Origin of the sequence: Rhodanobacter humi, assembly GCF_041107455.1 — a bacterium.
In the GTDB taxonomy this organism is placed as follows: domain Bacteria; phylum Pseudomonadota; class Gammaproteobacteria; order Xanthomonadales; family Rhodanobacteraceae; genus Rhodanobacter_A.
On sequence record NZ_JBGBPY010000001.1, the window covers coordinates 3,408,053 to 3,430,365 of the forward strand.

The window sequence follows — 22,313 nt, forward strand, 5'->3', positions numbered from 1 at the left end:
TCAGCTCTCCGCCCACTGCCGCAGCAGGTTGTGGTAGGTGCCGGTGAGCTGCAGCACGGCGTCGTGGTCGGCGCCGGTGGCGACGAGGCGCTGGATCGAGGCGTCGAGTTCGTACAGCAGGCGGCGACGGCCGTCGTCGCGCACCAGGCTTTGCACCCAGAAGAACGCGGCCACGCGTGCGCCGCGCGTCACCGGCTGTACGCGATGCAGGCTGCTGGACGGGTAGATGATGGCGTCGCCGGCAGGCAGCTTCACTTCGTGCTCGCCGTAGGTGTCGCTGACGATCAGCTCGCCACCGTCGTAGTCGTCCGGCTCGCTGAGGAACAGCGTGCAGGAGATGTCGCTGCGCAGTTGCTCGCCATTCGGCAGGGCCATCACCGAGCCGTCGACGTGCATGCCGTATTCGCCGCCGCCTTCGTAGCGGTTGAAGCGCGGCGGCAGCGTGCGCAGCGGCAGCGTGGCGGCGTGATAGCGCGGGCTCTTCGCCAGCGCGGCGAGCACCTCCTCGCCCAGTTGCCGGCGCAGCGGCGAGGCGTCGGGCAACTGCCGGTTGCGCTTCACCTGCGCGCCCTGCGTGCCCACGGTTTCGCGGCCGTCGGTCCAGTCGGCGGCATCGAGCGCGGCGCGCAGTTGCCGCAGCTGTTCGTGGTCGAGGATGTCGGGGATGTGCAGAAGCATGGGTGGGTTCCTCAACGGGCAAGGTCTTGCCGATTTTTTCCCATCGGTTGCGCAATGCTCCGAACTTGTAGAGCCGTCATCCCGGCGAAAGCCGGGATCCAGTGACTTTCGTCACGCGTCGCAGGCACTGGATTCCGGCTTTCGCCGGAATGACGAGCTTTAGGGCTCCTCAAGGTGAGGGCATTGCAAGCAAGGAAAGGCTAGCGTCAAAAGCGGAAATTCGCCGTCAGCATGCCGGAGCGCGTCGTGCCCGGGATGTAGCGGTAGCCGCTCTTGTTGATCGACGCGGCGTAGTGCTTGTCGAACAGGTTGTAGAGGTTGAGCTGCAGGTCGAAGTGCTTGTTGACGGGATAGGTCGCCATGGCGTCGAACACCCAATACGCTTCGACGTATGCCGGCGTGCCGATCGCGCCGTCGGCGCCGCGCTGCATTTCGCCGGAGTAGCGTGCGCCGCCACCGATGACGAGGCCGAACGGCAAGCGGTAGGTGGTCCAGCTGGTGAATGCGCGCTTCGGCGTGTAGGCCAGCACGTTGCTGCCGTCGGCGGCGGGTGCCGAGCCGTTGGTGGCGCCGCTGAGGGCGCCATGGCTGGTGCTGGTGTGCATGCTGGTGAAGCCGGCATTGATCGCCCAGTTCTTCGTGATCTGGCCGACGGCGGTGAGTTCCACGCCCTGCACGCGCTTGTTGCCGATCGGGTACCACAGCAGGGTGGTGGGATCCTGCTCCAGCTCGTTGCTGACGGTGGTGCGGTAGAGCGCGGCGGTGAGCAGCAGGCGTTCGTCGAACAGGTTCCACTTCGTGCCCAGCTCGGCGGTGCGGGCCTTTTGCGGGTTGAGCGCCGGATTGTCCACGCTGTTCGCGGCTGTGCTGAACGACAAGCTGTTGCCGCCCGGCGGCTGCGCGGCGGTGGCGAGGTTGGCGTAGAGGCTGCCGTTCGCCGCCGGCTTGTAGATCACGGCGAGCTGCCAGCTGGGCAGGTTGTCGGATTTGCGGGCGTCGAGGCCGGGCACGATGGTGCCGGTGGCCAGGCTGCCGCAGGCTGGCGTGCTCTTGCCGCCGCAGGCCACGGCGCTTGAGAAGTCGGCGCTGTAGTGGTCGAGACGCGCGCCGGCGTTGACCTGCCACTGCTCGTTGAACTTCAGCGTGTCGAACACGTAGGCGCCGACCGTGCTGGTCTTGCCACGCGTCCAGCCGCCGTTGGGGCCGTAGTGCAGCGCGTTGCCGATGTCGGATTCCGGCGCGTACAGCTTGGCCGCTGGCCAGGTGCTGCCGTTCAACGCGGCCAGCGTGGTCGTGTCCACCGTTTCCCGGCTCAGTTCGATGCCGGTGCTCAGGTTGTGCGTGACCGAACCGGTGGCGAAGTTGGCGGTGAGGTTGAGCTGGTTCGCGACGATGCGGTTGGTCTGGTCCTTGAAGTTCGGATTGCTGCGGGCAATCGTCCAGGTCGAAGGATCGCCGGGGTTCGGCGTCAGCAGGTTGGCGGCGTTGCCCATGAACGAGGTGAGCAGGTAATCCTCGTGCGTGCGGCCCCAGCGCAAGGTGTCGTGCAGCGCCATGTCCGGCGAGAAATCGTGCTGCAGGATCGCGGTGAACATGTCCTCGACGACGTGGTCATGGTCCTGGTCGGTGCCGTAGAAGTTGCCGTGGTCGACCTTCGGTGCGTTGCCGATGAAGGGGCGCGTCGGATCGGGCGAGGCGTAGCCGGGCAGGCCGATGGTGGGGATGCCGCCGTCGGGCACGTTGTCCTGTTTCACGTGCAGGTAGTCGAGGTAGACGCGGGTGGGCGTGCCCAGCCCGAAGGCCAGCGAGGGCGCCACGCCCCAGCGCTTGTTCTTCACTTCGTCGCGGCCGGGCACGCCGCTGTCCTGGCCGAGCACGTTGAGGCGGAAGGCGGTGTGGTCTGCGATCTGCCGGTTCCAGTCGGCGGTGGCGCGCTTCTGGTCGGCGCTGCCCCCGGACAACGAGCCGGACACCGCGTTGCCGAGCTGCGGCTGCTTGCTCACCATGTTGATCGCGCCGGAGGGAGCCGTGCGACCGTACTCCGTGCTGTCCGGACCCTTGGTCACCTCGACCTGCTCGATGTTGAACACGTCGCGCGAGATCGTGCCGAGATCGCGCACGCCGTCCACGAAGATGCTGCCGGAAGTGTCGAAGCCGCGCATGAAGATCGCGTCGCCGGTGCTGGTGGAGCCGTTCTCTCCTGCGAAGAACGTGCCCACGCCGGGGGTGTTGCGCAGCGCCTCGGTGAGCGTGGTGGCGCCCTGTTCGTGAAGCAGCTCATTGCTGATGACCATGATGGTCTGCGGCGTGTCCACCAGCGGCTGGGTGAACTTGGGCGACGACACCTGATCGACCTTGTACGGAACGATCGTGCCTTCCACGGTGACGCCCGGCAGGTGCCTGGCCGTGGCGACCTGGGCATCGGTGGCGGGCGCCGCGGCATCGGTGGTTGCCGCCATGGCCGGCAGTGCCAGCGCGAGGCTGGTCGCCAGCGTGGCGGCGGTGAGCGCGGGGGCGGATGCGCGGCGCGCCACCGGGTGCTTGCGGCTCTTGACGAAGTCCATCAGGAAAACTCCACGGCATTTCTGGAAGGGGATGGCTGGGAGCCTGGGCATTGCGAGCAGCCGAATGCCCGGGGGCAGGCGTCGGCGTCGTCGCAGCGATCGGCGAACCTTGCGCATGGGAGGGCGCAGCGGGCCCTCGGCGAACCGGCGGCAAGATAAAGCAAACGAGAATGATTCGCAATATGTTGACATGCCATGATGCCGCCTCGCGCCGACGAAAGTCGGCTCGGCAGCGCTGGAACGCGGCGCTACTCTGAGAGAAATGTCGTCACAAGGAGAGCAAAGCGATGCGCATACTGGTTGTGGGTGCCGGCGCCACCGGTGGTTACTTCGGCGGGCGCCTGCTGCAGGCGGGACAGGACGTGACCTTCCTGGTGCGCGAAAAGCGCGCGGCGCTGCTGGCGCAGCACGGCCTGCACATCCGCAGCGCACTGGGCGATGCCGACATCGCCGCGCCGCCCACCGTCACCGCGGCCACGCTGCGCGAACCGTTCGACCTCGTGCTGCTGAGCTGCAAGGCCTGGGACCTGCCGCAGGCGATCGAGGACATCGCGCCGGCCGTGGGCGAACACAGCGCGGTGCTGCCTATCCTCAACGGCATGCGCCAGCTCGACCTGCTGGATGCGCGTTTCGGCGCCGATCGGGTGCTGGGTGGGCAATGCGTGATCGCCGCCACGCTGGACGCCGACGGCACCGTGCGCCACCTCAACCGCGCGCACAGCCTGGGGTACGGCGAGCGCGACGGCGGTGATTCGGCGCGCGTGCAGCGCATCGCGCAGGCGCTGGCCGGCGCGGATTTCGAGTCGCGTGCGAGCAGCCACGTCGTGCAGGACATGTGGGACAAGTGGGTCTTCCTGGCCAGCCTCGCCGGCATCACCTGCCTGATGCGCGCGCCGGTGGGCGACATCGTGGCCGCGCCCGGCGGCCGTGACGCGGCGCTGGCCCTGCTCGACGACTGCCGCCGTGTTGCCGCCGGCTGCGGCCACGAACCGCGGGAGACGGTGATCGAACGCGCCCGCGGGATGCTCACCGAGGCCGGCTCCACATTCAGTGCCTCGATGATGCGCGACCTGGAACAAGGCCACCGCGTCGAGGCCGACCACGTGATCGGCGACCTGCTGGCGCGCGGAGAGGTGCAGGGGGTGGAGACGCCGCTGCTGCGCCTGGCGTATGCGCACCTGAAGGCGTACGAGGCGCGCCGGGCGCGATCCACGGATGGATCGCTCGCGGATCAAGCACCTCGTGCTTGATCCGTCGGAGCCGAGTCCAGGCTCTATCGGACTCGGCGAGTTGAAAAAGGGCAGGACAGCCCTTTTTCAACATCAGAACGCAGCTGTTGCTGTTGCTGCCAGCTTCGACAACCGCACGCCACCTGACAGGCGGCGGGCAGCCTGCGCCGTCACTGCACCTTGGCGAGCTTCGCCTTCAGCTCCACGCCCGACATCAGGAAGCCCACGTGGCATTCGTAGTTCTGGCTGTCGCGGTATTCGCTGCCGTTGTAGTTGCTGACGATGTCGGTGACGGCGTTGGCGCCGGCCTTCTTCGCGTCGTCCTGCAGGGCGATCAGGGCGGATTGCAGTGCCCAGTCGCAGGTGGCCTGGTCCTTCTTGCCGAAGGCGTTGGTCTTGCGGGTCACGTCCACGTTGTCGTTCACCACGGTGAGCTGGCCGGCGGGCGTGGTGCCGGCGAGGTAGAACTTCACGCTGCCGTCCAGCTTGCCGCTGGCGGTGGCGGCCTGCACCGCGTTGGCGAAGGCGAGGTGCACCACCTTGTCGGCGGCGTGACTGGCCATCGGTGCGGCGGCGAGCAGGGCGGCGAGGGCGAGGGTCTTGGCATGCATGCGGTGTTGCTCCTTGCGAGTTGGTGGCTTGCGGGTTGGGAAAACGGGAATCAGCACAGCCCGCCGTTGACGGCGAGCACCTGGCGGGTGATGTAGCCGGCTTCCTGGCTCACCAGGAAGGCCACGGCGGCGGCGACTTCCTCCGGCGTGCCGGCGCGCTGGGCGGGGATGGCTCTCAGGATTTCCTCCACCGGCACGTCGGCGTCCAGCATGTCGGTGTCGATCAGACCCGGCGCCACGCAGTTCACCGTGATCTTCCTTTTCGCCAGTTCCACCGCCAGCGCCTTGGCCGCACCGATCACGCCGGCCTTCGACGCGCTGTAGTTGACCTGGCCGCGGTTGCCGATCAGGCCCGACACCGAGGTGATGCAGACGATGCGGCCCGGCGCACGGCGGCGGATCATCGGCATCACCAGCGGGTGCAGCACGTTGTAGAAGCCGTCGAGGTTGGTGCGCAGCACGCGGTCCCAGTCCTCGTCGGTGAGCGCGGGAAACGCGCCGTCGCGGGTGAGTCCGGCGTTGCACACCACGCCGTAGGGCGCACCGTGTCGTTCCACGTCCGCTTCCAGCGCGGCGCGGCAGGCTGCACGATCGGCAATGTCGAACTGCAGCACGCGCGCGGCGCGGCCCATGGCCTCGATCTCCGCGCGCACCGCCTCGGCCTCGTCGCGCTTCGCGCGGCAATGCAGGATGAGGTCGTGGCCGGCCTGCGCCAGCCGCAGCGCGATCGCGCGGCCGATGCCGCGGCTGGAGCCGGTGACCAGGATGGTGTCAGCCATGGCGAGGTTCCGTTGCAGGTGATGGGGGCTTGCCGTCTTGAAACAGGGCGCTGGCGTCCGGCGGGCTGAACACGGTGAGCCGTGCCTCGGCCAGCACGCCGGGCGCCTCGATGCGGCAGGCGAACACGCCCATGCCGCTGTCGTCGTGGAAGTCGCGCCGCGCCTCGATGCGCAATTCGCTGCCCGGCGCGAACGCGGCCACGTTGCAGACGTAGTGGCGGGTGCCGAGCAGGAAGCCCAGCCGTACCGGCTCGCCCGCGGCTTTCGCCTGGCAGCCGGCCCAGGCGGCGATGGCCTGCGCCATCAGCTCCACGCCCATCCACGCGGGCAAGCTGCCGTCGGCATCGTGGAACAGGCCGGCGGTCGGGACGCGCCGGCTGCATACGGCATGCTCGGAGCCGTGCTCCAGCACCGCGTCGAGCAGGATCATCTCGCCCGCGTGCGGCAGCAGTTCCGCGATGGGCCAGACCGTCATGCGGCATCTCCCAGGATCAGGCAGGCATTGTTGCCGCCGAAGGCGAAGGAACTGCTCATCAGCCGGCGCGGGCCGCCGTCGGGCAGGCGCGCGCCGGCTTCGACGAAGCGCAGTGCGGGCAGCTCGGGGTCGGCCATGCCGTCCCAGTGTTGCGGCGGCAGCCGGCCGTAGCGCAGGCTCAGCCAGCAGAACGCGGCTTCCAGTGCGCCGGCGGCGGCGAGCGTGTGGCCGGTGAGCGGCTTGGTCGAGGAACACGGTACGCCGTGCGGGAACACCGCGGCCACCGCCTGCGCCTCCATCGCATCGTTGTGCGTGGTGGCCGTGCCGTGCAGGTTGAGGTAGTCGATCTGCGCGGGTTCCAGCCCGGCTTGCGCCAGCGCAGCGCGCATGGCCTGCTGCGCGCCCAGGCCTGCCGGATCGGGCGAGGACATGTGGTACGCATCCGAGCTGGAGCCCGCGCCGAGCAACTGCACGGGGCCGCGCTCGCGCGTCATCAGGAACAGCGCCGCGGCCTCGCCGATGTTGATGCCGCGGCGCTCGCGCGAGAACGGGTTGCAGCGCGCGGGATCCATCGCGCCCAGCGCGTGGAAGCCGTTCAGCGGCAACCGTGCCAGCGTGTCCACGCCGCCGCACAGCACGGCATCGCACAGCCCGGCGTCGAGCAGCCGTTGTGCGCTCGCCATCGCGCGCGCGCCGGCGGTGCAGGCGGTGGAGATCGTGTAGCAGGGGCCGGCGAGCTCCAGCCATTCGGCGAGGAACTCGGCGGGGCCGGCCAGCTCCTGGTGCGCATAGCGGTAATCCACGGGCCAGGCATCGTCGCGGCGTTGCGCGGCGAGGCCGCGGGTGGCTTCCTCGATGCCGCCGGTGCTGGTGCCCAGCACCATGCCGACGCGCGCGCCGCCGTGGCTCGCGATGGCCGCGCGGATGTCTGCTTCGATCTCCTGCGCCGCGGCGAGCAGCAGGCGGTTGCAGCGGTTGTCGCGCGTGGCGGCCAGCGGTTCGGGGATGGCGGGCAGCGGCATGCGCACCGCGCCCAGTGGCGGGGCATGTTCCGGAATCCAGCCGGATTCCGCGCGCAGGCCGTGCGCGTTGCCGGCGAACAGCGCCTCGGCCACCGCAGCCTTGCCCGCGCCCAGCGCGCAGACCACACCCAGCGCGTTGAGGTAGGCGGCGCTCATGCGGGCTTGCGCGCGGCCACGTTCACCAGGGTTTCCTCGCGCTGGCCCGGCGGTGGCGGCGCGCGCAGGCCCCAGCGTTCGAGCAGGCCGAAGTCCTTCGCGCGGCTCCACCAGAGATACGGCAGCGAGACGTTGGCGTCGCCGAACCGGAAACCTTGCGCGCGCAGCATCGCGAGATAGCCATCGGCGCTCTTCTGCACGTGCATCGGGTGACGGAAGAACCAGCGGATCACCCAGCTGTCGATGTAGGTCTTGGTAGACTCGGCGAACAGCAGCCGGCCGCCGGGTTTCAGCACGCGCCAGAATTCGGCCAAGGTGCGCTCCTGCTCGACGAGGTGGTGGAAGGTCTGGTGGCAGAACAGCACGTCCACGCTGGCGTCGGGCAAGTCGATGCGCGCGCAGTCGGCGGCGATCAGGTCCACCGCGATGCCTTCGCGCTGCGCCTCGGCGCGCGACAGCGCCAGGCTGTGCGGGTCGGCGTCCAGCCCGATCAGCCGGTCCGGCGCGAAGGCGTCGCGCAGCAGGCGGAACGACTTGCCCTGGCCGCAGCCGGCATCGAGCAGCACGCCACCGCGCGGCAGCGGCTCGCCGACGAGGCGCTTCAGGTCGTTGATCGCCACGCGCAATACATGGTGCTGCCAGGTATGCGTGGCGAGGAAGCGGAAACCGAGGCGGGTTTCTTCGACGTAGGTGGGGCTGGCGTAGGTCATGGGGTTTGCTGCGTCAGGTTGGCGCCGATGCCCGGCTTCAAATCGCCGTTCGCGCTGAGCGTTGTGAATTTTTGCTTTCGCTTCCCCCGCGCAGCGGGGGAAGCTGCCCGGAGGGCTGAAGGGGGCACTTTTCCGTCGTGCAAAGCAAGATCTAAGGACGCCCCCATCCGCCTTCGGCACCTTCCCCCGCTGTGCGTGGGAAGGAAAAATCGGGATCCAAGCCGTTCGTTGAAATTTTTACAGACTCTGAGCGTAGCTTGCGCCGGCAAGCGTACGCGGGGAGCCGCCAGGGATGGCGCCGGCATTGAGGAGCGGGGAAGTCGAAGCGCTGCCGGGACGGCCCTTCGACTCCGGCGCCATGCGCCTACGCTCAGGGCGAACGGAGTGTCAGTCACGTGATGAGAGATGTGCAGGTGCAGGCGTGCCGGAAATACGACTTTCCACCGCATCGATAAAGCATGCCGGCGAAACCAGCTGCATCACACCATCGGCAAGGCGCACCGCCACCTGGACGGTGCTGGCGCGGGTGAGGCGTTCGCCGCTGGCGGCGTCGCTGATGAGGTAGTGGATCTTCAGGCGGTTCTCCCACTCCACGAGGTCGGCGCGCACTTTGATGCGCTGGCCGAAACGCGCGGCGCGCGCATAACGCAGCTGCAGGTCGATCACCGGCCACACGTAGCCGGCCGCCTTCATCTGCGCGTAGTTGTGGCCGATGCGGTCGAGCAGGGCGCAGCGGGCGATTTCCAGGTACTTCACGTAGTGGCCGTGCCACACCACGTCCATCGAGTCGACGTCGAAGAACGGCACGGTGACCTCGGTGTCCACATGCAGCACGCCGCGGCTACGCATCGACAGTTTCCCAGTACGGATAGAAATTGAACCACTGCTGCGGCGCCAGCAGGCACCACTCGGCGAGGCGGTCGGCGTAGCGCTGCACCCAGCCGGCGATGGTGGCGTCGCGCTGGCCGCGTTCCCATGCCGGCGCGTCGAGGAAGCGCTCCAGCCGGATCTCGCAGCGGCCGGCGATCTTCAGGCAGCACATCAGGTTCACCGGGCAGCCGAGCAGGCCGGCCAGCAGCCACGGACCCTGCGCGAACGCGGCGGGATGGCCGAGGAAATCCACCGCGACGCGGCGGCCGTCGTGCAGCGGCACGCGGTCGCCGGCCATCGCCAGCCATTCGCCGCGTTCCAGACGCTGCGACAGGTCGAGCATCAGCGCGGCATCCAGCTCGCTGACCTGGATCAGCCGCATGCGCTGTTCGCCGGCTTCGCCGAGCAGGCGGTTGAGGTGCGCGACGTGGTGCGTGTGTACCAGCACGTTCAGCGGCACCTGTTCGCCCAGTTCGGCCAGCGCGCGGCAGACATCGAGATTGCCGAGGTGGGTGCCGACCAGGATCTGGCCGCGACCGCCGCGGCGGTTCGCCAGCAGTTGCGCGCGCAGGCCGTCGGGATCGACCAGGCGCACCTGTTCCAGCCGCAGCGCGCCGCGCCACACGTCGAGGCGGTCCAGCAGGCAGTCGGCGAAGGCCATGAACTGCGCGAACACGCGGCGGGGCGTCGGGCGCAGGTCGTCGCGCCCGCCCCAGTCGGCGAGGCGCTCCAGGTACTCGCGGATGCTGCGCCGCGCGCGCCGTCCGGTGAGGAAGAAGTACAGCACGATCAGGTGCAGCAGCGGCGACAGCAGGCGGCGGCCGCAGCAGCGCGCCACGAAGGCGGTGAAGCGCATCAGCAGCAGGCTGCCGCGCTCGCGTTGCGCGGACCAGTGCTGCCGCGTAGCCAGCTGCGCCTCGCTCATGCGCGTGGCTCCAGCACGAGGCGGCCGGAGGAATAGGTGGCGTCGCCCTCGCGATACGCGAAGTGCAGCTTGCCGCGCGCGCGGTCGATGCGCAGCGTCAGCGTCACGCGGTCGCCCGGCTGCAGCAGGCGCTGGAACTTCAGCGCCTCCATCTCGCGGCAGTGCGGCGAGCTGCCCAGGCGCGCGGCCGCCAGCTGCAGCGCCCAGGCGACTTGCGTCGCGCCGGGCAGCACCGGCGCCTGCGGGAAGTGGCCGGGGAAATACGCGAGATCCGCGGGCACCTGCAACTGCAGCGTGCATTCGTCGCCGTCGCGGCGTTCGTCGAGGACCACGGGCCCGGTGCGTCGCGTGTTCATGCCTTCGCCCGCAGTCGTTTGCGCAGCAGCCATTCGCCCACGAACAGCGGGCCCATGATGAAGTACACGAGCAGGCCGTTGTACAGCGTCCACCACTTCAGCGGCGCCCACAGCGTGAGCGCGGCCGACATGGCGGCATTGAACACGAAGAAGCCCACCCACACCCAGGTGACCTTGCGCGTGTACGGAATCGCCGCGTCCGGCAGCTCCGGCTCGCGCACGCGGGCGATGCGCTCCACCACCGGCGGGCCATAGACGAGGCTGAGTCCGAACGTGAACAGCAGGAACAGGCTGATCAAGGTGGGGTACCAGCGCAGCAGCGAGGATTCGCCGCTCACCGCCAGCATGGCGCAATAGGCCAGCGCCACGCCCAGCATCCAGCGTCCGCCCGGCTCGCGCCACAGGAACGGCGCGCGCAGCAGCCACACCGCGGCCAGCGCCAGCGCGAACACCGGCGGCGCCACCGTTTCCATGCCGAAATAGACCAGAAACGGATACAGCACGCCGACCACCGGCAGCAGAATGTTGACTAGCTTGCGCATGCGGCCTGCTGGCTGGCGACGAAGGCGGCGAGGCTGGCCACGCTGGCGAAGTGGCGGCGCGCGTCCTTGTCGTCCGAGGCGATGCGGATGTCGTAGCGCTTCTGCAGTGCCAGCGCCAGTTCCAGCGCGTCCACCGAGTCCAGCCCCAGCCCTTCGCCGAACAGCGGCTGCTGCGGCGGGATGTCGGCGGGCTGCAGGTCTTCCAGGTTCAGCGTGTCGATGACGAGCTGGGCGAGCTCCTGCTCTAGCGCGGTATGGGCCAGCGCGGTATGGGTCGATGCGTTCACGTGGCGGCGAGCTCCCTGTGGAAGAGTTGGTGCAGATGGTCGTTGAGGCGGCGCGAGGCGATCGGCAGCGCCGCATCGGTATTGAACGGCGCGGGATCGATGTCCGCGCCCACGTGCAGACGCACGCGGAAACGGCAAGGCGGGATGTGGTGCCACGGCCGGCCCTTGGTCAGCGTGGGCGGGTCGACGGTGATGAACACGGGTGTCACCGTGCGTGCGCCGCGCAGCGCGATGGCCGCCGCGCCGCGATGGAAGCGCGGTGGCTGGCCCGGCGCCGTGCGCGTGCCTTCGGGAAACACGATCAGGCACTGGCCTTCGCGCAGCACGTCGGCGGCGCGTTCCAGCATGTCCATGCTGCCGTCGTTGCCGATGTACTGCGCGGTGCGCACCGGGCCGCGGGTGCACGGATTGTCGAACAGTCCCTGCTTCACCACGCAGTTCGCGTCGCGGATCTGCGCGGCCAGGAACACCACGTCGATCAGCGAGGGATGGTTCGCCACCACCAGCTGGCCGGGACGCCCCAGCCGCTCGGCGCCGTCGATCGCGAAGTCCAGCACGCGGGTGCGATACATGAACTGCACGTGCAGGTGGAAGGCGCGGCTGATCGCGGCGCGCGCGCGCCGGCGCCGCGTCGGCGCGTCGCCGGGCAGGCAGGCCAGCAGCGGTAGCACCACCACGCGCAGCAGCAGGCCGCCCACGCCGAACAGCACGAAGCTGGCGCCGGTGGCCACGAGGCGCCAGGCCCAGGCGTCGCGGCGTTGGTTCAGCGGGTACGTTGCCAGTTCCATCGGCGGGTCTTCCAGTCGTGTCGGATCGAGGTTTCGCGGGCATGCAGGGCGCGCAGGAAATCCAGTGCGTGCGGCCAGGCGCAGGCCACCGCACCGTCGCCGCGCGACTGCGCCAGCCGCCAGTCGCCCCCCGCGGGCGTTGCCGTGCCTGCATCGATCTTCCCCAGTCGCAGCGCGACAGCATAGGAGAACGGCACGTCGGCGATCCACTGCGCATAGACGGGCGGTGGCAGCTCCTCGGCCACCACCACCAGGGCGGCGTGCGCGCCGGCGGCCAGTTGCAGCGCGCCTTCCAGCACGGCGTGCTCGAAGGTGTCGGCCTCGCCCGCGATCGCCACCGATTCGCCGCGCTGGCCGCGCAGGATCGACCACTGGCCCGCGATCGCGTTGTGCACCGACAGGCCGAAGGCGGTGGGCGACAGCGGCTGGCCATCGGCGACCTCGACTAGCAGTTGCCAGGTGCGCGGCGTTTCGCCGTGGCGCGAGCCGAACACGAACGGGAGTTGCTCGGCGTCGCCGCACAAGGGCCACGCGGTCTCCATCGTCATCCGCGCCAGCCGGCTCAGCCGACGACGCTGCAGCGCGGGCAGGAAGGCGCAGGCCGGTTGCGCCTGGCCGTCGTCCGCCACGGCTTGCGGCGATCCGGCCCAGGCCTGCCAATCCGCGCTGTCCGCCAGACCCGGCGCCCAGGCGCGCCACGCTTCGATGCGCAGCTCGATCATGCGGCGGCTCCGGCGTGGCGCTTGAACAGCAGGGCGGCGCAGCTGCCGCCGAAGCCGAAGCTGCTGCTGAGCGCGGCGTCGATGGGCTGCTCGCGGTTCGCGGCAAGCAGGGAGGAATCGGCGAAGGCCGGGTCGGGATCGTCCAGCGGTGCGCCGGCGGCAAGGAAGCCGTGTTCCAGCATCAGCAGGCACGCGATCGCGTCCAGTGCGCCGGCGGCGCCGGGCGCATGGCCGAGCAGGCCCTTGATCGAGGAGATCGGCGGCAACGGCATGCCGCGCTCGGCGAACACGGTGGCGATGGCCTGCCATTCGGCGAGGTCGCCCGGGGTGCCGCAGGCATGCGCGTTGACGTAACCGGGGCACGCCCCGGAACGATCCAGCGCCTGGCGCAGTGCGCAGGCGATGCCGCCGGCGCCGGGGCCGACCATGCTGGCCGCATCGGTGGCGCTGCCGTAGCCGGCGAGTTCCGCCAGCACGCGCGCACCGCGGGCCTGTGCGTGTTCCAGCGATTCCAGCACCAGCACGCCCGCGCCCGCCGCCAGCGCGAAGCCGTCGCGCTCGCGATGGAACGGGCGCAAGGCGCGCGCCGGTTCCGCCTGCGGGGACAGCGCACCCATCGCGTCGAACCACATCGCGGTGCTGGGATGCAGTTCCTCGGCGCCGCCGGCGATCACCACCTGCTGCCGGCCGAGCTGGACCAGTTCCAGCGCATGGCCGATCGCGTGTGCCCCGCTGGTGCAGGCCGAGCTGATCGTGTAGCTGCTGCCGCCGATGCCGAAGGCCTGGGCGAGGCCGGCCGACGGCGCGCTGCTCATGCCGCGCGGCACGAGGAAGGGTGACAGTTTCGCGATGCCGCGGGCGCGATGGTTTTCCAGCGCTTGCTCGTGTTCGCTGAGCGCGGCGCCGCCGCCCAGCACCAGGCCGCAGTCGGCTTCGGCCAGGCGTTCCGGTGGCAGCCCTGCCTGCGCCAGCGCCTCGTTGGCCGCATGCCAGGCGTACAGCGCCGGGGCGGGCAGGAAGCGGCGCAGCTTGCGCGGCGGCTCCGGTGGCAGCGCGGCTTCGTCCACCGGACCGCCCACCTTGCCGCGCATGCCCAGCGCGGCGAAGGCGTCCATCGTGCGCAGGCCGTGGCGGCGCGTGCGCAGTGCATCGAGCAGGGCTGACGTGCCCGTGCCCACGCAGCTCACCGCGCCCATGCCGGTGACCACCACGCGCGGCAGGCCGCGTGCGTCGACCAGGCGCATCAATCGGCCGCCTTGAAGATCAGCGAGGTGTTGATGCCGCCGAACGCGAAGTTGTTGTTCATCACCACGTCGGTGGCGATGACGCGACCCGCGCCGGTGAGGTAATCCAGCTCGGCGCAGTCGGCGGCGCGTTCGTCGAGGTTCAAGGTGGGCGCGAACCAGCCCTCGCGCATCATCCGGATCGCCCACCAGGACTCCAGCGCGCCGCAGGCGCCCAGCGTGTGGCCCACGTAGCTCTTCATCGTGCTGATCGGCGTGCGCGTGCCCAGCACTTCGGCGGTGGCGTGGCTCTCGGCCACGTCGCCGCGGTCGGTGGCGGTGCCGTGGGCGCTGACGTAGCCGATGGCGCTGGCCGGTAGCTGCGCGTCGTCCAGCGCGAGGCGCATCGCCGCCGCCATCGTTTCGGCCGTGGGCTGGGTGATGTGGGCACCGTCGGAGTTGCAGCCGAAGCCCACCACCTCGGCGTGGATCGTGGCGCCGCGCGCCTTCGCGTGTTCGTACTCCTCGAGCACCAGGGTGCTGGCACCTTCGCCCACCACCAGGCCGTCGCGCCGCGCATCGAACGGGCGCGGGGTGAGCCCGGGCTCGTCGTTGCGCGTGCTGGTGGCGAACAGCGTGTCGAACACCGCGGCGCCGGGGCCGGAGAGTTCCTCGGCGCCGCCGCACAACATCAGTTTCTGCCGGCCGTAGCGGATCGCCTCGTAGCCGTAGCCGATCGCCTGGCTGCCCGAGGTGCAGGCGCTGGAGGTGGGGATCACGCGGCCCTTCAGGCCGAAGAACACGCCCACGTTCACCGCCGTGGTGTGCGCCATCATCTGGATGTAGCTGGTGGCGGTGACGCCTTGCATCGAGCCGGTGTCCAGCATGCGTCCCATCACCCGCACCGGCTCCACGCTGCCACCGGAGGAGCCGTAGGCCACGCCCATGCGGCCGTCGCGGATGCTTGCGTCGTCGAGCAGGCCGGCATCACGCAACGCGTGTTCGCTGGCGGCCACGGCGAACTGCGACACGCGGCCCATCGAGCGGGTCTTCTGGCGCGGCCACGCCGGCGGCGCGAAGTCGTCCACCGGGCAGCCGAGGCGGCCGTTCAGCGCGTCGAAGTAGTCCCACTCATGCATGCGGCGCACGGCGTTGCGGTGTTGGCGGAGGCGCGCGGCGATGGTGGGCCAGTCGTGGCCCAGCGGCGTGATGCCGCCCATGCCGGTGATGACGACGCGTTTCATGCGCGGAGCTCCTTGGTTGGCGCGCTTGGGCGCGCCAAGTTGTTCTTTGGCAATACGCGGCGGCTGATGAATCCTGGATAGGCGTTTCGTCCGCCTGCCGGCGGGCGAGTTACTTCTCTTTGCGTGCCCAAAGAGAAGTAACCAAGAGAAACGGCACCCCGCGGACGCGCCCTCCGGGCATCCTGCCCTGCGGGTGCGCGGGTGGATTCCGGGGTTTTTCGGCAGCACGTCCTGTGCTGTCGAAAAACTGGCCGACCTCCTGTCGGCCACCCTGCGGGCTGGTCCTCCATCCACCCGCCGCGTCCGAGGGGCCCCGGGTAGAGCGGCGCGCTTCCTGCGCGCACTCGGGTCGCCGCTGCGCGACGAAGGAGCGAGAGTGTGCAGTGTTCGTGCTTTTGCTTGAGCTTTTGTTGTGGCTTTTCTGAAGAATGCGCGCAGGAAGCGCGCTGCTCTGCCGGGGCCCCTGTGCGGCGGTGAGGCTCGGACGAAAAGGCCCGCAGGGTGTGCGGCAGGGATGCCGCACACTTTTCGCCGGGGCAGGAGCCCCGTCGAAAAGCCCGGCCGAGACTCACGCACCCGGAGGGCAGGATGCCCGTAGGGCGCCGCACCGGGGTGGCCTCTCTTTTGGTTACTTTTCTCTGGCCACGCAGAGAAAAGTAACTCGCGCCCCGACAGGGGCACGAAACCCCGGCCGTAGGCCGGCCATCTCGCCAAGAGCTCATGGCAATACCTCATCGCCAGCCCGGCTAGCCGGAACAAGCAACGCGGTAAACGCGATGCCCAGCAGCAGCGTCAACCCGAAATCCCTCAGCGCCGGCAACGAAGAAAGCGACAGCAAGCCGAACGAGAGCAACGCGGTGAGCGCGGAAAGCAGCACGCTCGCGTACATCGCCCCCGGCCGATCCGCCGTGTGCGGCTCCCCCTCGTGCAGGAACACCGCGTAATTCGCGCCCACGCCCAGTACCAGCATCAGCGCCATCCAGTGGAACAGGGTCAACGGCTGGCCGAGGTAGCCCAGCGCAGCGAGGGTGAGCGCGATGCCCAGCACCGGCGGTGCCAGCACACGCGGCGCGCGGCGCCAGCCGTAGCGCCAGCCGAACACCGGCACGATCAGCAGCATCGCGGCAAGCAGCCACACGCTGGCGTAGCCGCGGTAGCGGCCGAACAGCGCCGACACGCTGGCAGGCTTGTCCACCAGCTGCACGCCGGGCAGGCCGGTGGCCGCCTGCGCCAGCAAGGCGTCGCCGGCATCGCCTTGCGGCAGCACCAGCGAGGCGCAGCCCTGCGCGCGGCAGCCCATCCACAGCTGGCGGAACGGGGTGGACAGCGGCGTCTTCAGCCAGTCGTCCAGTTGCAGCGGCGTGCCGGGCCAGGCGGCGAGGTACGCGTCGATGGCGTCGGCGCGGAAGCCGGCATCCGCCAGCACTTTGCGCAGGCGCGCGGGATCGTCGAACAGCCGCGCGAGCAGGGCGTGATCCCGCGCCTGTCGCGTCTGCGAGGGCACCATGCCGGCGAGGCCCAACCATCCGTCCAGCTTGCCGTCGTCGACCAGGGCCTGCAGGCGCGTCTCCAGCGCTTCCTCGCGCTGCAGGGTCTGCTCGCTGTCCTTGCCTTGCACCAGGTAGAACTGGCTGCCGTTGCCCAGCCCGGTGATTTCGCGAATCCGTGCTTCCTGTGTGGTGAGCGCGGCGGGCTGGGCGATCAGGTTGTGCACGTCGTCGTCGTGGCGCAGTTGCGTCCAACCGGGCAGGGCGATCAGCAGCAACAGCAGCGCCACCAACGCGCCGCGCCAGCCGCTCGCCGGTTTGGCCAGCACGTGCTGCAGCGCGCGCGCGCCGTGTACCAGCGCGGGCGCCATCGGTTTCGACGGGCGCTGCAGCAGGGCAGGCAGCAACCAGAACACGCTGAGACAGGCGGCACTCATGCCACTGATTGCGAACACCGCCATCTGGCGCAGCGCGGGGAACGGCACCAGCCCCAGCAGCGCATAGCCCAGCAGGGAGGTGGCCAGCGCCAGCAGCAGGGCGGCGCGCACCTGGCGCAGGCCTGCACCTGCTTGCCAGTGCGCGCCGGCGTTGGCGCGCGCGCTGAGGTACTGGATCGAGTAGTCCACCGCTTCGCCGAGCAGTGCCGCGCCGAACACCAAGGTGAGCAGGTAGATCTGGCCGAACACCAGCAGCGACACGGTGGTGGCCGCGGCCACGCCCACCGCCGTGGAGAGGAAGGCCAGCAGCAGCGGCCGGGGCGAGCGGAACACGGCCAGCAGCAGCAGGGCGATGCCGATCGAGGAGATCCAGCCGACCATGTGCACGTCGCGCTCGGCGCCGGCGCGCGCGGCGGCGGCGTAGAACACCGCGCCGGTGCGCAGCAGGCGGGTGCCGGGGTAGTCGCGTTCAATCTGCTGTTCCGCCGCACGCAGGGCGCCCAGCGCGCGGCGCTGCACGTCGTCGTCGTAGGACGAGCCGTCGAGTGTGGCGGTGACCAGCACGCAGGTGGTGTCGTCGCGATGCGCGACCAGCAGGTTGTCCTCCGGCAGCAGCGGCGAGCGGCTCCACGGCTGCTGCGCCAGCCAGTGCTGCAGCCAGCCGAACGGATCGGCGGCGAGCGGCACGCCCACGCCGGTGAGGAAGGGCTCGTTGAGGCGTTGGGCCAGCGCTTGCGCGGCGTCGTAGTCCGGCTGCGCCAGCGCGGCGCGGTCGGCGTCGGTGAGCAGCCAGTCGCGGTGCGCCAGGTAGGGGGCGAGCAGTTGCTGCAGGTCGAACGGCGGCAGCTCGGTGGTGACCGCGCCGAACACCTTCTGCGCAGCCAGCGCCTTGCCCAGCGCACGCGCGGCGTCCTTGGCGCGCGCGTCGTCGGCGTTTTCCACCACCAGCACCATGCGGTCGCCGTTGGCGTGGGCCAGCCGTTCCACCGCGGCCTCGGCCAGCGGGTTCTGCTCGGTGGCGGGCAGCATCGCCAGCAGGTCGGTCTGGATCGGCAGCGGGCCGCGGCCGAACAGCAGCCAAGCGCCCAGTGCGGCGACCAGCACGGTGGCGACGGCGAACAGGCCGGCGCGCAGCTTGAGCGTGCGCGGCGTCATGGCAGGCCGAGCGCGCGCTTTTCCAGCGCGACCAGCGGGCCGGCGTCGCGGGTGTGCGCGAAGCGGATCTCGGTGCGGGCGCCGCCCTGCATGGCGATGGTGATGCCTTGCAGGTAGTCGTTCCCCTGCAGCTCGATGCTGCCCAGCACGCGCGCCACGCGTTCCTGCTTCGGTACGAAACGCAGCGTCCACTGCGCGGGCGTGCCGCTGGCCTCGACGTTGAACTGGCGCAGCGCCTCGTCCACTTTGCCGCCCAGCATGCCTTGCAGCATCTGCGAAACCTGGCTGACGCCACGCTCGCCGCGCATGGGATGGGCGTTGCCGTCGGGATCGATGCGCGCGCTGCGGCTGCCGGTGAGCGCGATGGTTTCCTGGTAGGGCGAAACGGTTTGCCACAGCATGCCGTGGCCCAGTACGAACAGCAGCCGGCCTTCGCTCACCTGCGGCTTGGCCAGCGCGGGATTGCTGCGGGTCTGGGTGAAGTCGGCGCGTACCGCGGCGTGCCGGCCCAGCTCGGCCAGCACGTTCTGCAGCAAGGTGTTGTCGGTCTGTGCATGGGCGAACGGCACGAGGCAGCCGAGCAACAACAGAAACATCAGGCGACGCATGCGCGTTCTCCACGAAGGCGGCGCCACAACAATCGCGGCGCCCGGGGCAGCATGCCAAGCAACAGCCGCGTGTGCATCGCCGAGATGCGCAGGTTGTCGCGGAACATGCGGAAGTGGGACAGCCCGTTTTCCGGATAGATCACCCGGGTCGGCAGGTTCACCACCGGCACGCCGCGCCAGACCAGGCGCACCGCGGCCTCGGTGTCGAAATCCATGCGCGCGGGCAACGGCTTGCGCGCGATCTCGGCACAGGTGGCCGCGAGCGGGTACAGGCGGTAGCCGCACATCGAGTCGCGGATCGCCAGCGACAAGGTTTCCAGCCAGACGCAGGCATGGGTGACGTAGCGCCCGTACAACCGTGCCCGCGGCACGCTGGCGTCGTAGATCGGGGCGCCGCAGACCAGCGCCCCGGGCTGCGCGCGCGCCTCGGCAAGGAAGCGCGGCACGTCGGCGGCGTCGTGCTGGCCGTCGGCGTCGATCTGCAACGCGTGGCTGTAGCCGGCCGTGCGGGCGGCGAGCAGGCCCGTGCTGAGGGCGCGGCCCTTGCCCTGGTTGTGCGGCAGGTGCAGCAGACGCACGCCATCGGCCTCCTGCGCCAGCGCGTCGAGCACGGCGCGCGTGGCGGCGTCGCTGCCGTCGTCGACGATCAGCACGGGCAGTCCATGCGCACGCAACGCCCGCACGGTGGCCGCGATCGTGCTGCCGTGGTTGTAGATCGGGATCAGCGCGCAGGGGGCGAAGCGGCCGCAGGCATCCGGCATGGCCCGGCTCAGCGTTCGAGCAGGCCGCGCACCGTGCCCACCACGTCGCCCACGGTGCGCACGTTCTTGAAATCCTCCGGCTTGATGCGCATGCCGGTCATCTCCTGCACCTGGATCGCCAGGTCCACCGCGTCGATGCTGTCCAGGCCGAGGTCGGTGAACAGATGGGCGGACGGCGTGACCCGCGCCGGCTCGATCTCGAAGGTGTCGCGCAGCACCTCGCGCAGACGTTCGAGGATGTCCGTGTCGCTGATGCCGGTTGCCAGGATGGTGCTCATATCGCGTTCTGCTCTTGTTGTTCCATGCGTGTCGTGACGCCTTCCGGGGCGGCTGTTCCGTGCGGGACGGGCGGCCGCCACCGGCGGCACCTTGCCCGGACCGGCATCGGCGATGCCGGTCTTCCCGACGAGATGGATCCCCTGTGTCGCGGATGCTGACCGGGCCGGCGCGCCGCCACATCGAGCATTGTAACAGAGCCCTGCCGCCGACCGGGCATGACGGACGGCAGGGCGGCGGCAACGAAAAGGCCGCCTTGCGGCGGCCTTTCGTGCAATCCGGGCGGTGGAAGCCGCCTGGGGCAAGGCGGCTTACTGGCCGCGCATGCGGCCCTGGAAACGGGTGCCGTTGTTGCCCATGTGCGGCAGCTTGATCTTGCCGATGGCGTTGATGCGTTCCTCGGCCAGGCGGTCGGCGGCCTTGTAGGTGGGCACGTTCTGGGTCTTGCTGATCTCGAAGATGCGGCCCAGGTTGTAGTAGATCGTGCGCATCATGCGCATCGCGCGCTCGCGGTTGTAGCCGTCGATCTCCAGCGACACGTTCATCACGCCGCCGGCGTTCACCGCGTAGTCCGGCGCGTACAGCACGCCGCGCTTCTGCAGCTCGTCGCCGATCGCGTCGGTGGCCAGCTGGTTGTTCGCCGCGCCGCAGATGATCTTCGCCTTGATGCGGTCGATGGTCTGCTCGTTGACGGTGCCGCCCAGCGCGCACGGGCTGTACACGTCGGCATCCACGTCGTAGATCTCGTCCAGGCCCACGGCCTCGCAGCCCAGCTCGTCCACGCAGCGCTGCACGGCATCCTTGTTGATGTCGGTGACGAACACCTTGGCGCCCTGCTCGCGCAGCAGCTTGATGAACTCGCTGCCCACGTGGCCGCAGCCCTGCACGGCGAAGCTGTACTTGCCCACGTCCTCGTTGCCGTGCTTGAAGTGCAGCGCGGCCATCAGGCCCTGCAAGGTGCCGAACGCGGTGAACGGCGAGGGGTCGCCCGAGCCGCCGTGCACCTGGTGCACGCCGGTGACGTACTCGGTCTCGCGGAACACGTATTCCATGTCGTTGACGTCGATACCCACGTCCTCGGCGGTGATGTAGCGGCCGTTCAACGAGTTGACGAAGCGGCCGAACGCGCGGAACAGCGCCTCGGACTTGTCCTTGGAAGGATCGCCGATGATCACCGCCTTGCCGCCGCCCAGGTTCAGGCCGGCCACGGCGTTCTTGAAGGTCATGCCGCGCGACAGGCGCAGCACGTCGTTCACGGCCTCCTGCTCGGTCTTGTACGGCCACATGCGCAGGCCGCCGAGCGCGGGGCCCAGCACCGTGTTGTGGATCGCGATGATGGCCTTCAGGCCGGCGTCCTTGTTGTGGCAGAAGACGACTTCTTCGTGACCCGTGTTGGCGATGGTTTCGAAAATCATTGGTACGGCGACTCCATGGAGAGGTGCCCGCAGGCATCCAGGACGACGGCATCGCAGCGATGGCCGCCGGGGAACAGCAACTGCACGAATGCGTCGCTCCGGACGGGCCGGTGCGACGAACCAAGTCGAACATTCTAGTACGGCGCCCCGCGCGGGCCGTGCGGCGGCGCAGCAAGACCGGGGTCTGTGCATGGCCCGAAACGTGAATGCTTGCTGAATGTTTCCGGTGGGCGTGCCTGTCTTTCACGCGTCGCTGCGCATTGGGTAGTGAGAGGAAAACTCGGCGGCGATCGTTCCGCCGCACCGGCCATGCCTGCGCGTGCCGGTGTGGCATGCGCCCCGGGATCAGGCTCGGCGGGGAACCGGAGCGCACGAGGCCATCGTGCGCCTGAGTCCTCCCTGCGGCAGTTCGCGTGCACGGCAAGCCGGCACCTTGCAATCAGGCAGTACCTACGTCCCGGGAGACATCGCATGGCCAAGCAGAGCAGTCAGAAGTTCATCGCGCGGAACCGCGCGCCGCGGGTGCAGATCGAGTACGACGTCGAGGTCTATGGCGCACAGAAGAAGGTCCAGGTGCCGTTCGTGATGGGCGTGATGTCGGACCTGTCCGGCAGCAACAACGCCGAGTTGCCGCCGATCGAGGAGCGCAAGGCGCTGGAGATCGACGTCGACAACTTCGACAACCGCCTGCAGTCGATGAAGCCGCGCGTCTCCTTCGCGGTGCCGAACACGCTCACCGGCGAGGGCAACCTCAACGTGGACATCACCTTCGAGAGCATGGACGACTTCTCGCCCGCCGCGGTGGCCCGCAAGGTGGGCGCGGTGGCCAAGCTGCTGGAGGCGCGCACCCAGCTCGCCAACCTCGGCACCTACATGGACGGCAAGGCCGGCGCGGAGAAGCTGATCGCGCAGGCCATCAACGATCCGGCGCTGCTGCAGTCGCTGGTGTCCGCAGCCAAGCCCGGCGATGCCGGCAAGGACGGGGAGTAAGCC

At 69.6% G+C, this 22,313-nt stretch carries 23 protein-coding genes; 2 read left to right on the forward strand and 21 right to left on the reverse strand.

Features of this window, described 5'->3' with window-relative positions:
* Window positions 1-678, reverse strand: coding sequence for a Fe2+-dependent dioxygenase (locus AB7878_RS15155; RefSeq protein WP_369495160.1), 678 nt, complete (start codon window positions 676-678; stop codon window positions 1-3).
* A gap of 206 nt (window positions 679-884) precedes the next feature.
* The gene (locus tag AB7878_RS15160) at window positions 885-3,242 is read right to left on the reverse strand and encodes a catecholate siderophore receptor Fiu (protein WP_369495161.1); all 2,358 of its coding nucleotides are present in this window, start codon (window positions 3,240-3,242) and stop codon (window positions 885-887) included.
* A 287-nt stretch (window positions 3,243-3,529) separates the two neighbouring features.
* Here AB7878_RS15160 and panE point away from each other — a divergent pair, with 287 nt between their 5' ends.
* On the forward strand, window positions 3,530-4,492 hold the full coding sequence (panE, locus tag AB7878_RS15165) for a 2-dehydropantoate 2-reductase (RefSeq protein ID WP_369495162.1): 963 nt from the start codon (window positions 3,530-3,532) through the stop codon (window positions 4,490-4,492).
* A gap of 149 nt (window positions 4,493-4,641) precedes the next feature.
* Here the strand turns inward: panE and AB7878_RS15170 are convergent, their stop codons facing one another.
* The 19 genes from AB7878_RS15170 to AB7878_RS15260 form a co-directional block, all read right to left on the reverse strand.
* Complete coding sequence (locus AB7878_RS15170; protein ID WP_369495163.1) at window positions 4,642-5,082, reverse strand: excinuclease; 441 nt, start codon at window positions 5,080-5,082, stop codon at window positions 4,642-4,644.
* A 50-nt stretch (window positions 5,083-5,132) separates the two neighbouring features.
* Complete coding sequence (fabG, locus tag AB7878_RS15175) at window positions 5,133-5,861, reverse strand: 3-oxoacyl-ACP reductase FabG (protein WP_369495164.1); 729 nt, start codon at window positions 5,859-5,861, stop codon at window positions 5,133-5,135.
* Window positions 5,854-6,336, reverse strand: a complete 483-nt coding sequence (locus AB7878_RS15180; protein WP_369495165.1) for a hotdog family protein — start codon at window positions 6,334-6,336, stop codon at window positions 5,854-5,856. Before AB7878_RS15180 ends, fabG begins: the two co-directional genes overlap by 8 nt.
* A complete protein-coding gene (locus AB7878_RS15185) occupies window positions 6,333-7,514 on the reverse strand; it encodes a beta-ketoacyl-[acyl-carrier-protein] synthase family protein (RefSeq protein WP_369495166.1) in 1,182 nt (393 codons plus the stop codon). The genes AB7878_RS15180 and AB7878_RS15185 overlap by 4 nt, the downstream gene beginning before the upstream one ends.
* Window positions 7,511-8,224: a class I SAM-dependent methyltransferase gene (locus tag AB7878_RS15190; RefSeq protein WP_369495167.1), complete on the reverse strand. Its 714-nt coding sequence runs from the start codon at window positions 8,222-8,224 to the stop codon at window positions 7,511-7,513. The genes AB7878_RS15185 and AB7878_RS15190 overlap by 4 nt, the downstream gene beginning before the upstream one ends.
* Before the next feature lie 387 nt (window positions 8,225-8,611).
* The gene (locus AB7878_RS15195) at window positions 8,612-9,073 is read right to left on the reverse strand and encodes an acyl-CoA thioesterase (protein WP_369495168.1); all 462 of its coding nucleotides are present in this window, start codon (window positions 9,071-9,073) and stop codon (window positions 8,612-8,614) included.
* The gene (locus AB7878_RS15200; RefSeq protein WP_369495169.1) at window positions 9,066-10,019 is read right to left on the reverse strand and encodes a lysophospholipid acyltransferase family protein; all 954 of its coding nucleotides are present in this window, start codon (window positions 10,017-10,019) and stop codon (window positions 9,066-9,068) included. Before AB7878_RS15200 ends, AB7878_RS15195 begins: the two co-directional genes overlap by 8 nt.
* Entirely contained in the window at window positions 10,016-10,375 is a 360-nt protein-coding gene (locus AB7878_RS15205) for a 3-hydroxyacyl-ACP dehydratase FabZ family protein (RefSeq protein ID WP_369495170.1), read from the reverse strand. The genes AB7878_RS15200 and AB7878_RS15205 overlap by 4 nt, the downstream gene beginning before the upstream one ends.
* Entirely contained in the window at window positions 10,372-10,917 is a 546-nt protein-coding gene (locus AB7878_RS15210) for a COG4648 family protein (protein WP_369495171.1), read from the reverse strand. Before AB7878_RS15210 ends, AB7878_RS15205 begins: the two co-directional genes overlap by 4 nt.
* On the reverse strand, window positions 10,905-11,204 hold the full coding sequence (locus AB7878_RS15215) for a phosphopantetheine-binding protein (protein ID WP_369495172.1): 300 nt from the start codon (window positions 11,202-11,204) through the stop codon (window positions 10,905-10,907). The genes AB7878_RS15210 and AB7878_RS15215 overlap by 13 nt, the downstream gene beginning before the upstream one ends.
* Window positions 11,201-11,992, reverse strand: a complete 792-nt coding sequence (locus AB7878_RS15220) for a lysophospholipid acyltransferase family protein (RefSeq protein ID WP_369495173.1) — start codon at window positions 11,990-11,992, stop codon at window positions 11,201-11,203. The genes AB7878_RS15215 and AB7878_RS15220 overlap by 4 nt, the downstream gene beginning before the upstream one ends.
* The gene (locus AB7878_RS15225) at window positions 11,968-12,714 is read right to left on the reverse strand and encodes a beta-ketoacyl synthase chain length factor (RefSeq protein ID WP_369495174.1); all 747 of its coding nucleotides are present in this window, start codon (window positions 12,712-12,714) and stop codon (window positions 11,968-11,970) included. The genes AB7878_RS15220 and AB7878_RS15225 overlap by 25 nt, the downstream gene beginning before the upstream one ends.
* The gene (locus AB7878_RS15230) at window positions 12,711-13,958 is read right to left on the reverse strand and encodes a beta-ketoacyl-[acyl-carrier-protein] synthase family protein (protein ID WP_369495175.1); all 1,248 of its coding nucleotides are present in this window, start codon (window positions 13,956-13,958) and stop codon (window positions 12,711-12,713) included. The genes AB7878_RS15225 and AB7878_RS15230 overlap by 4 nt, the downstream gene beginning before the upstream one ends.
* Window positions 13,958-15,181, reverse strand: coding sequence for a beta-ketoacyl-ACP synthase (locus AB7878_RS15235; protein WP_369495176.1), 1,224 nt, complete (start codon window positions 15,179-15,181; stop codon window positions 13,958-13,960). The genes AB7878_RS15230 and AB7878_RS15235 overlap by 1 nt, the downstream gene beginning before the upstream one ends.
* 718 nt (window positions 15,182-15,899) lie before the next feature.
* Window positions 15,900-18,260 (reverse strand): MMPL family transporter, encoded by a 2,361-nt coding sequence (locus tag AB7878_RS15240; protein WP_369495177.1) that lies wholly within the window; start codon window positions 18,258-18,260, stop codon window positions 15,900-15,902.
* Window positions 18,257-18,868, reverse strand: coding sequence for a LolA family protein (locus AB7878_RS15245; RefSeq protein ID WP_369495178.1), 612 nt, complete (start codon window positions 18,866-18,868; stop codon window positions 18,257-18,259). Before AB7878_RS15245 ends, AB7878_RS15240 begins: the two co-directional genes overlap by 4 nt.
* A complete protein-coding gene (locus AB7878_RS15250) occupies window positions 18,856-19,629 on the reverse strand; it encodes a glycosyltransferase family 2 protein (protein WP_369495179.1) in 774 nt (257 codons plus the stop codon). The genes AB7878_RS15245 and AB7878_RS15250 overlap by 13 nt, the downstream gene beginning before the upstream one ends.
* Before the next feature lie 8 nt (window positions 19,630-19,637).
* On the reverse strand, window positions 19,638-19,907 hold the full coding sequence (locus AB7878_RS15255; protein WP_369495180.1) for an acyl carrier protein: 270 nt from the start codon (window positions 19,905-19,907) through the stop codon (window positions 19,638-19,640).
* 309 nt (window positions 19,908-20,216) lie between these two features.
* Window positions 20,217-21,320 (reverse strand): Glu/Leu/Phe/Val dehydrogenase dimerization domain-containing protein, encoded by a 1,104-nt coding sequence (locus AB7878_RS15260; RefSeq protein ID WP_369495181.1) that lies wholly within the window; start codon window positions 21,318-21,320, stop codon window positions 20,217-20,219.
* A 471-nt stretch (window positions 21,321-21,791) separates the two neighbouring features.
* Here AB7878_RS15260 and tssB point away from each other — a divergent pair, with 471 nt between their 5' ends.
* Entirely contained in the window at window positions 21,792-22,310 is a 519-nt protein-coding gene (tssB, locus tag AB7878_RS15265; RefSeq protein ID WP_369495182.1) for a type VI secretion system contractile sheath small subunit, read from the forward strand.
* Window positions 22,311-22,313 lie beyond the last annotated feature (3 nt).

Bases quoted from the DNA above. Each gene is read 5' to 3' on its own strand.
- fabG (WP_369495164.1), bottom strand. From the start codon at position 5,861: ATGGCTGACACCATCCTGGTCACCGGCTCCAGCCGCGGCATCGGCCGC.
- AB7878_RS15180 (WP_369495165.1), bottom strand. From the start codon at position 6,336: ATGACGGTCTGGCCCATCGCGGAACTGCTGCCGCACGCGGGCGAGATG.
- AB7878_RS15160 (WP_369495161.1), bottom strand. From the start codon at position 3,242: ATGGACTTCGTCAAGAGCCGCAAGCACCCGGTGGCGCGCCGCGCATCC.
- AB7878_RS15240 (WP_369495177.1), bottom strand. From the start codon at position 18,260: ATGACGCCGCGCACGCTCAAGCTGCGCGCCGGCCTGTTCGCCGTCGCC.
- AB7878_RS15230 (WP_369495175.1), bottom strand. From the start codon at position 13,958: ATGCGCCTGGTCGACGCACGCGGCCTGCCGCGCGTGGTGGTCACCGGC.
- AB7878_RS15155 (WP_369495160.1), bottom strand. From the start codon at position 678: ATGCTTCTGCACATCCCCGACATCCTCGACCACGAACAGCTGCGGCAA.
- panE (WP_369495162.1), top strand. From the start codon at position 3,530: ATGCGCATACTGGTTGTGGGTGCCGGCGCCACCGGTGGTTACTTCGGC.
- AB7878_RS15170 (WP_369495163.1), bottom strand. From the start codon at position 5,082: ATGCATGCCAAGACCCTCGCCCTCGCCGCCCTGCTCGCCGCCGCACCG.
- AB7878_RS15195 (WP_369495168.1), bottom strand. From the start codon at position 9,073: ATGCGTAGCCGCGGCGTGCTGCATGTGGACACCGAGGTCACCGTGCCG.
- AB7878_RS15190 (WP_369495167.1), bottom strand. From the start codon at position 8,224: ATGACCTACGCCAGCCCCACCTACGTCGAAGAAACCCGCCTCGGTTTC.
- AB7878_RS15255 (WP_369495180.1), bottom strand. From the start codon at position 19,907: ATGAGCACCATCCTGGCAACCGGCATCAGCGACACGGACATCCTCGAA.
- AB7878_RS15210 (WP_369495171.1), bottom strand. From the start codon at position 10,917: ATGCGCAAGCTAGTCAACATTCTGCTGCCGGTGGTCGGCGTGCTGTAT.
- AB7878_RS15260 (WP_369495181.1), bottom strand. From the start codon at position 21,320: ATGATTTTCGAAACCATCGCCAACACGGGTCACGAAGAAGTCGTCTTC.
- AB7878_RS15220 (WP_369495173.1), bottom strand. From the start codon at position 11,992: ATGGAACTGGCAACGTACCCGCTGAACCAACGCCGCGACGCCTGGGCC.
- AB7878_RS15235 (WP_369495176.1), bottom strand. From the start codon at position 15,181: ATGAAACGCGTCGTCATCACCGGCATGGGCGGCATCACGCCGCTGGGC.
- AB7878_RS15205 (WP_369495170.1), bottom strand. From the start codon at position 10,375: ATGAACACGCGACGCACCGGGCCCGTGGTCCTCGACGAACGCCGCGAC.
- AB7878_RS15245 (WP_369495178.1), bottom strand. From the start codon at position 18,868: ATGCGTCGCCTGATGTTTCTGTTGTTGCTCGGCTGCCTCGTGCCGTTC.
- AB7878_RS15200 (WP_369495169.1), bottom strand. From the start codon at position 10,019: ATGAGCGAGGCGCAGCTGGCTACGCGGCAGCACTGGTCCGCGCAACGC.
- AB7878_RS15225 (WP_369495174.1), bottom strand. From the start codon at position 12,714: ATGATCGAGCTGCGCATCGAAGCGTGGCGCGCCTGGGCGCCGGGTCTG.
- AB7878_RS15250 (WP_369495179.1), bottom strand. From the start codon at position 19,629: ATGCCGGATGCCTGCGGCCGCTTCGCCCCCTGCGCGCTGATCCCGATC.
- AB7878_RS15185 (WP_369495166.1), bottom strand. From the start codon at position 7,514: ATGAGCGCCGCCTACCTCAACGCGCTGGGTGTGGTCTGCGCGCTGGGC.
- tssB (WP_369495182.1), top strand. From the start codon at position 21,792: ATGGCCAAGCAGAGCAGTCAGAAGTTCATCGCGCGGAACCGCGCGCCG.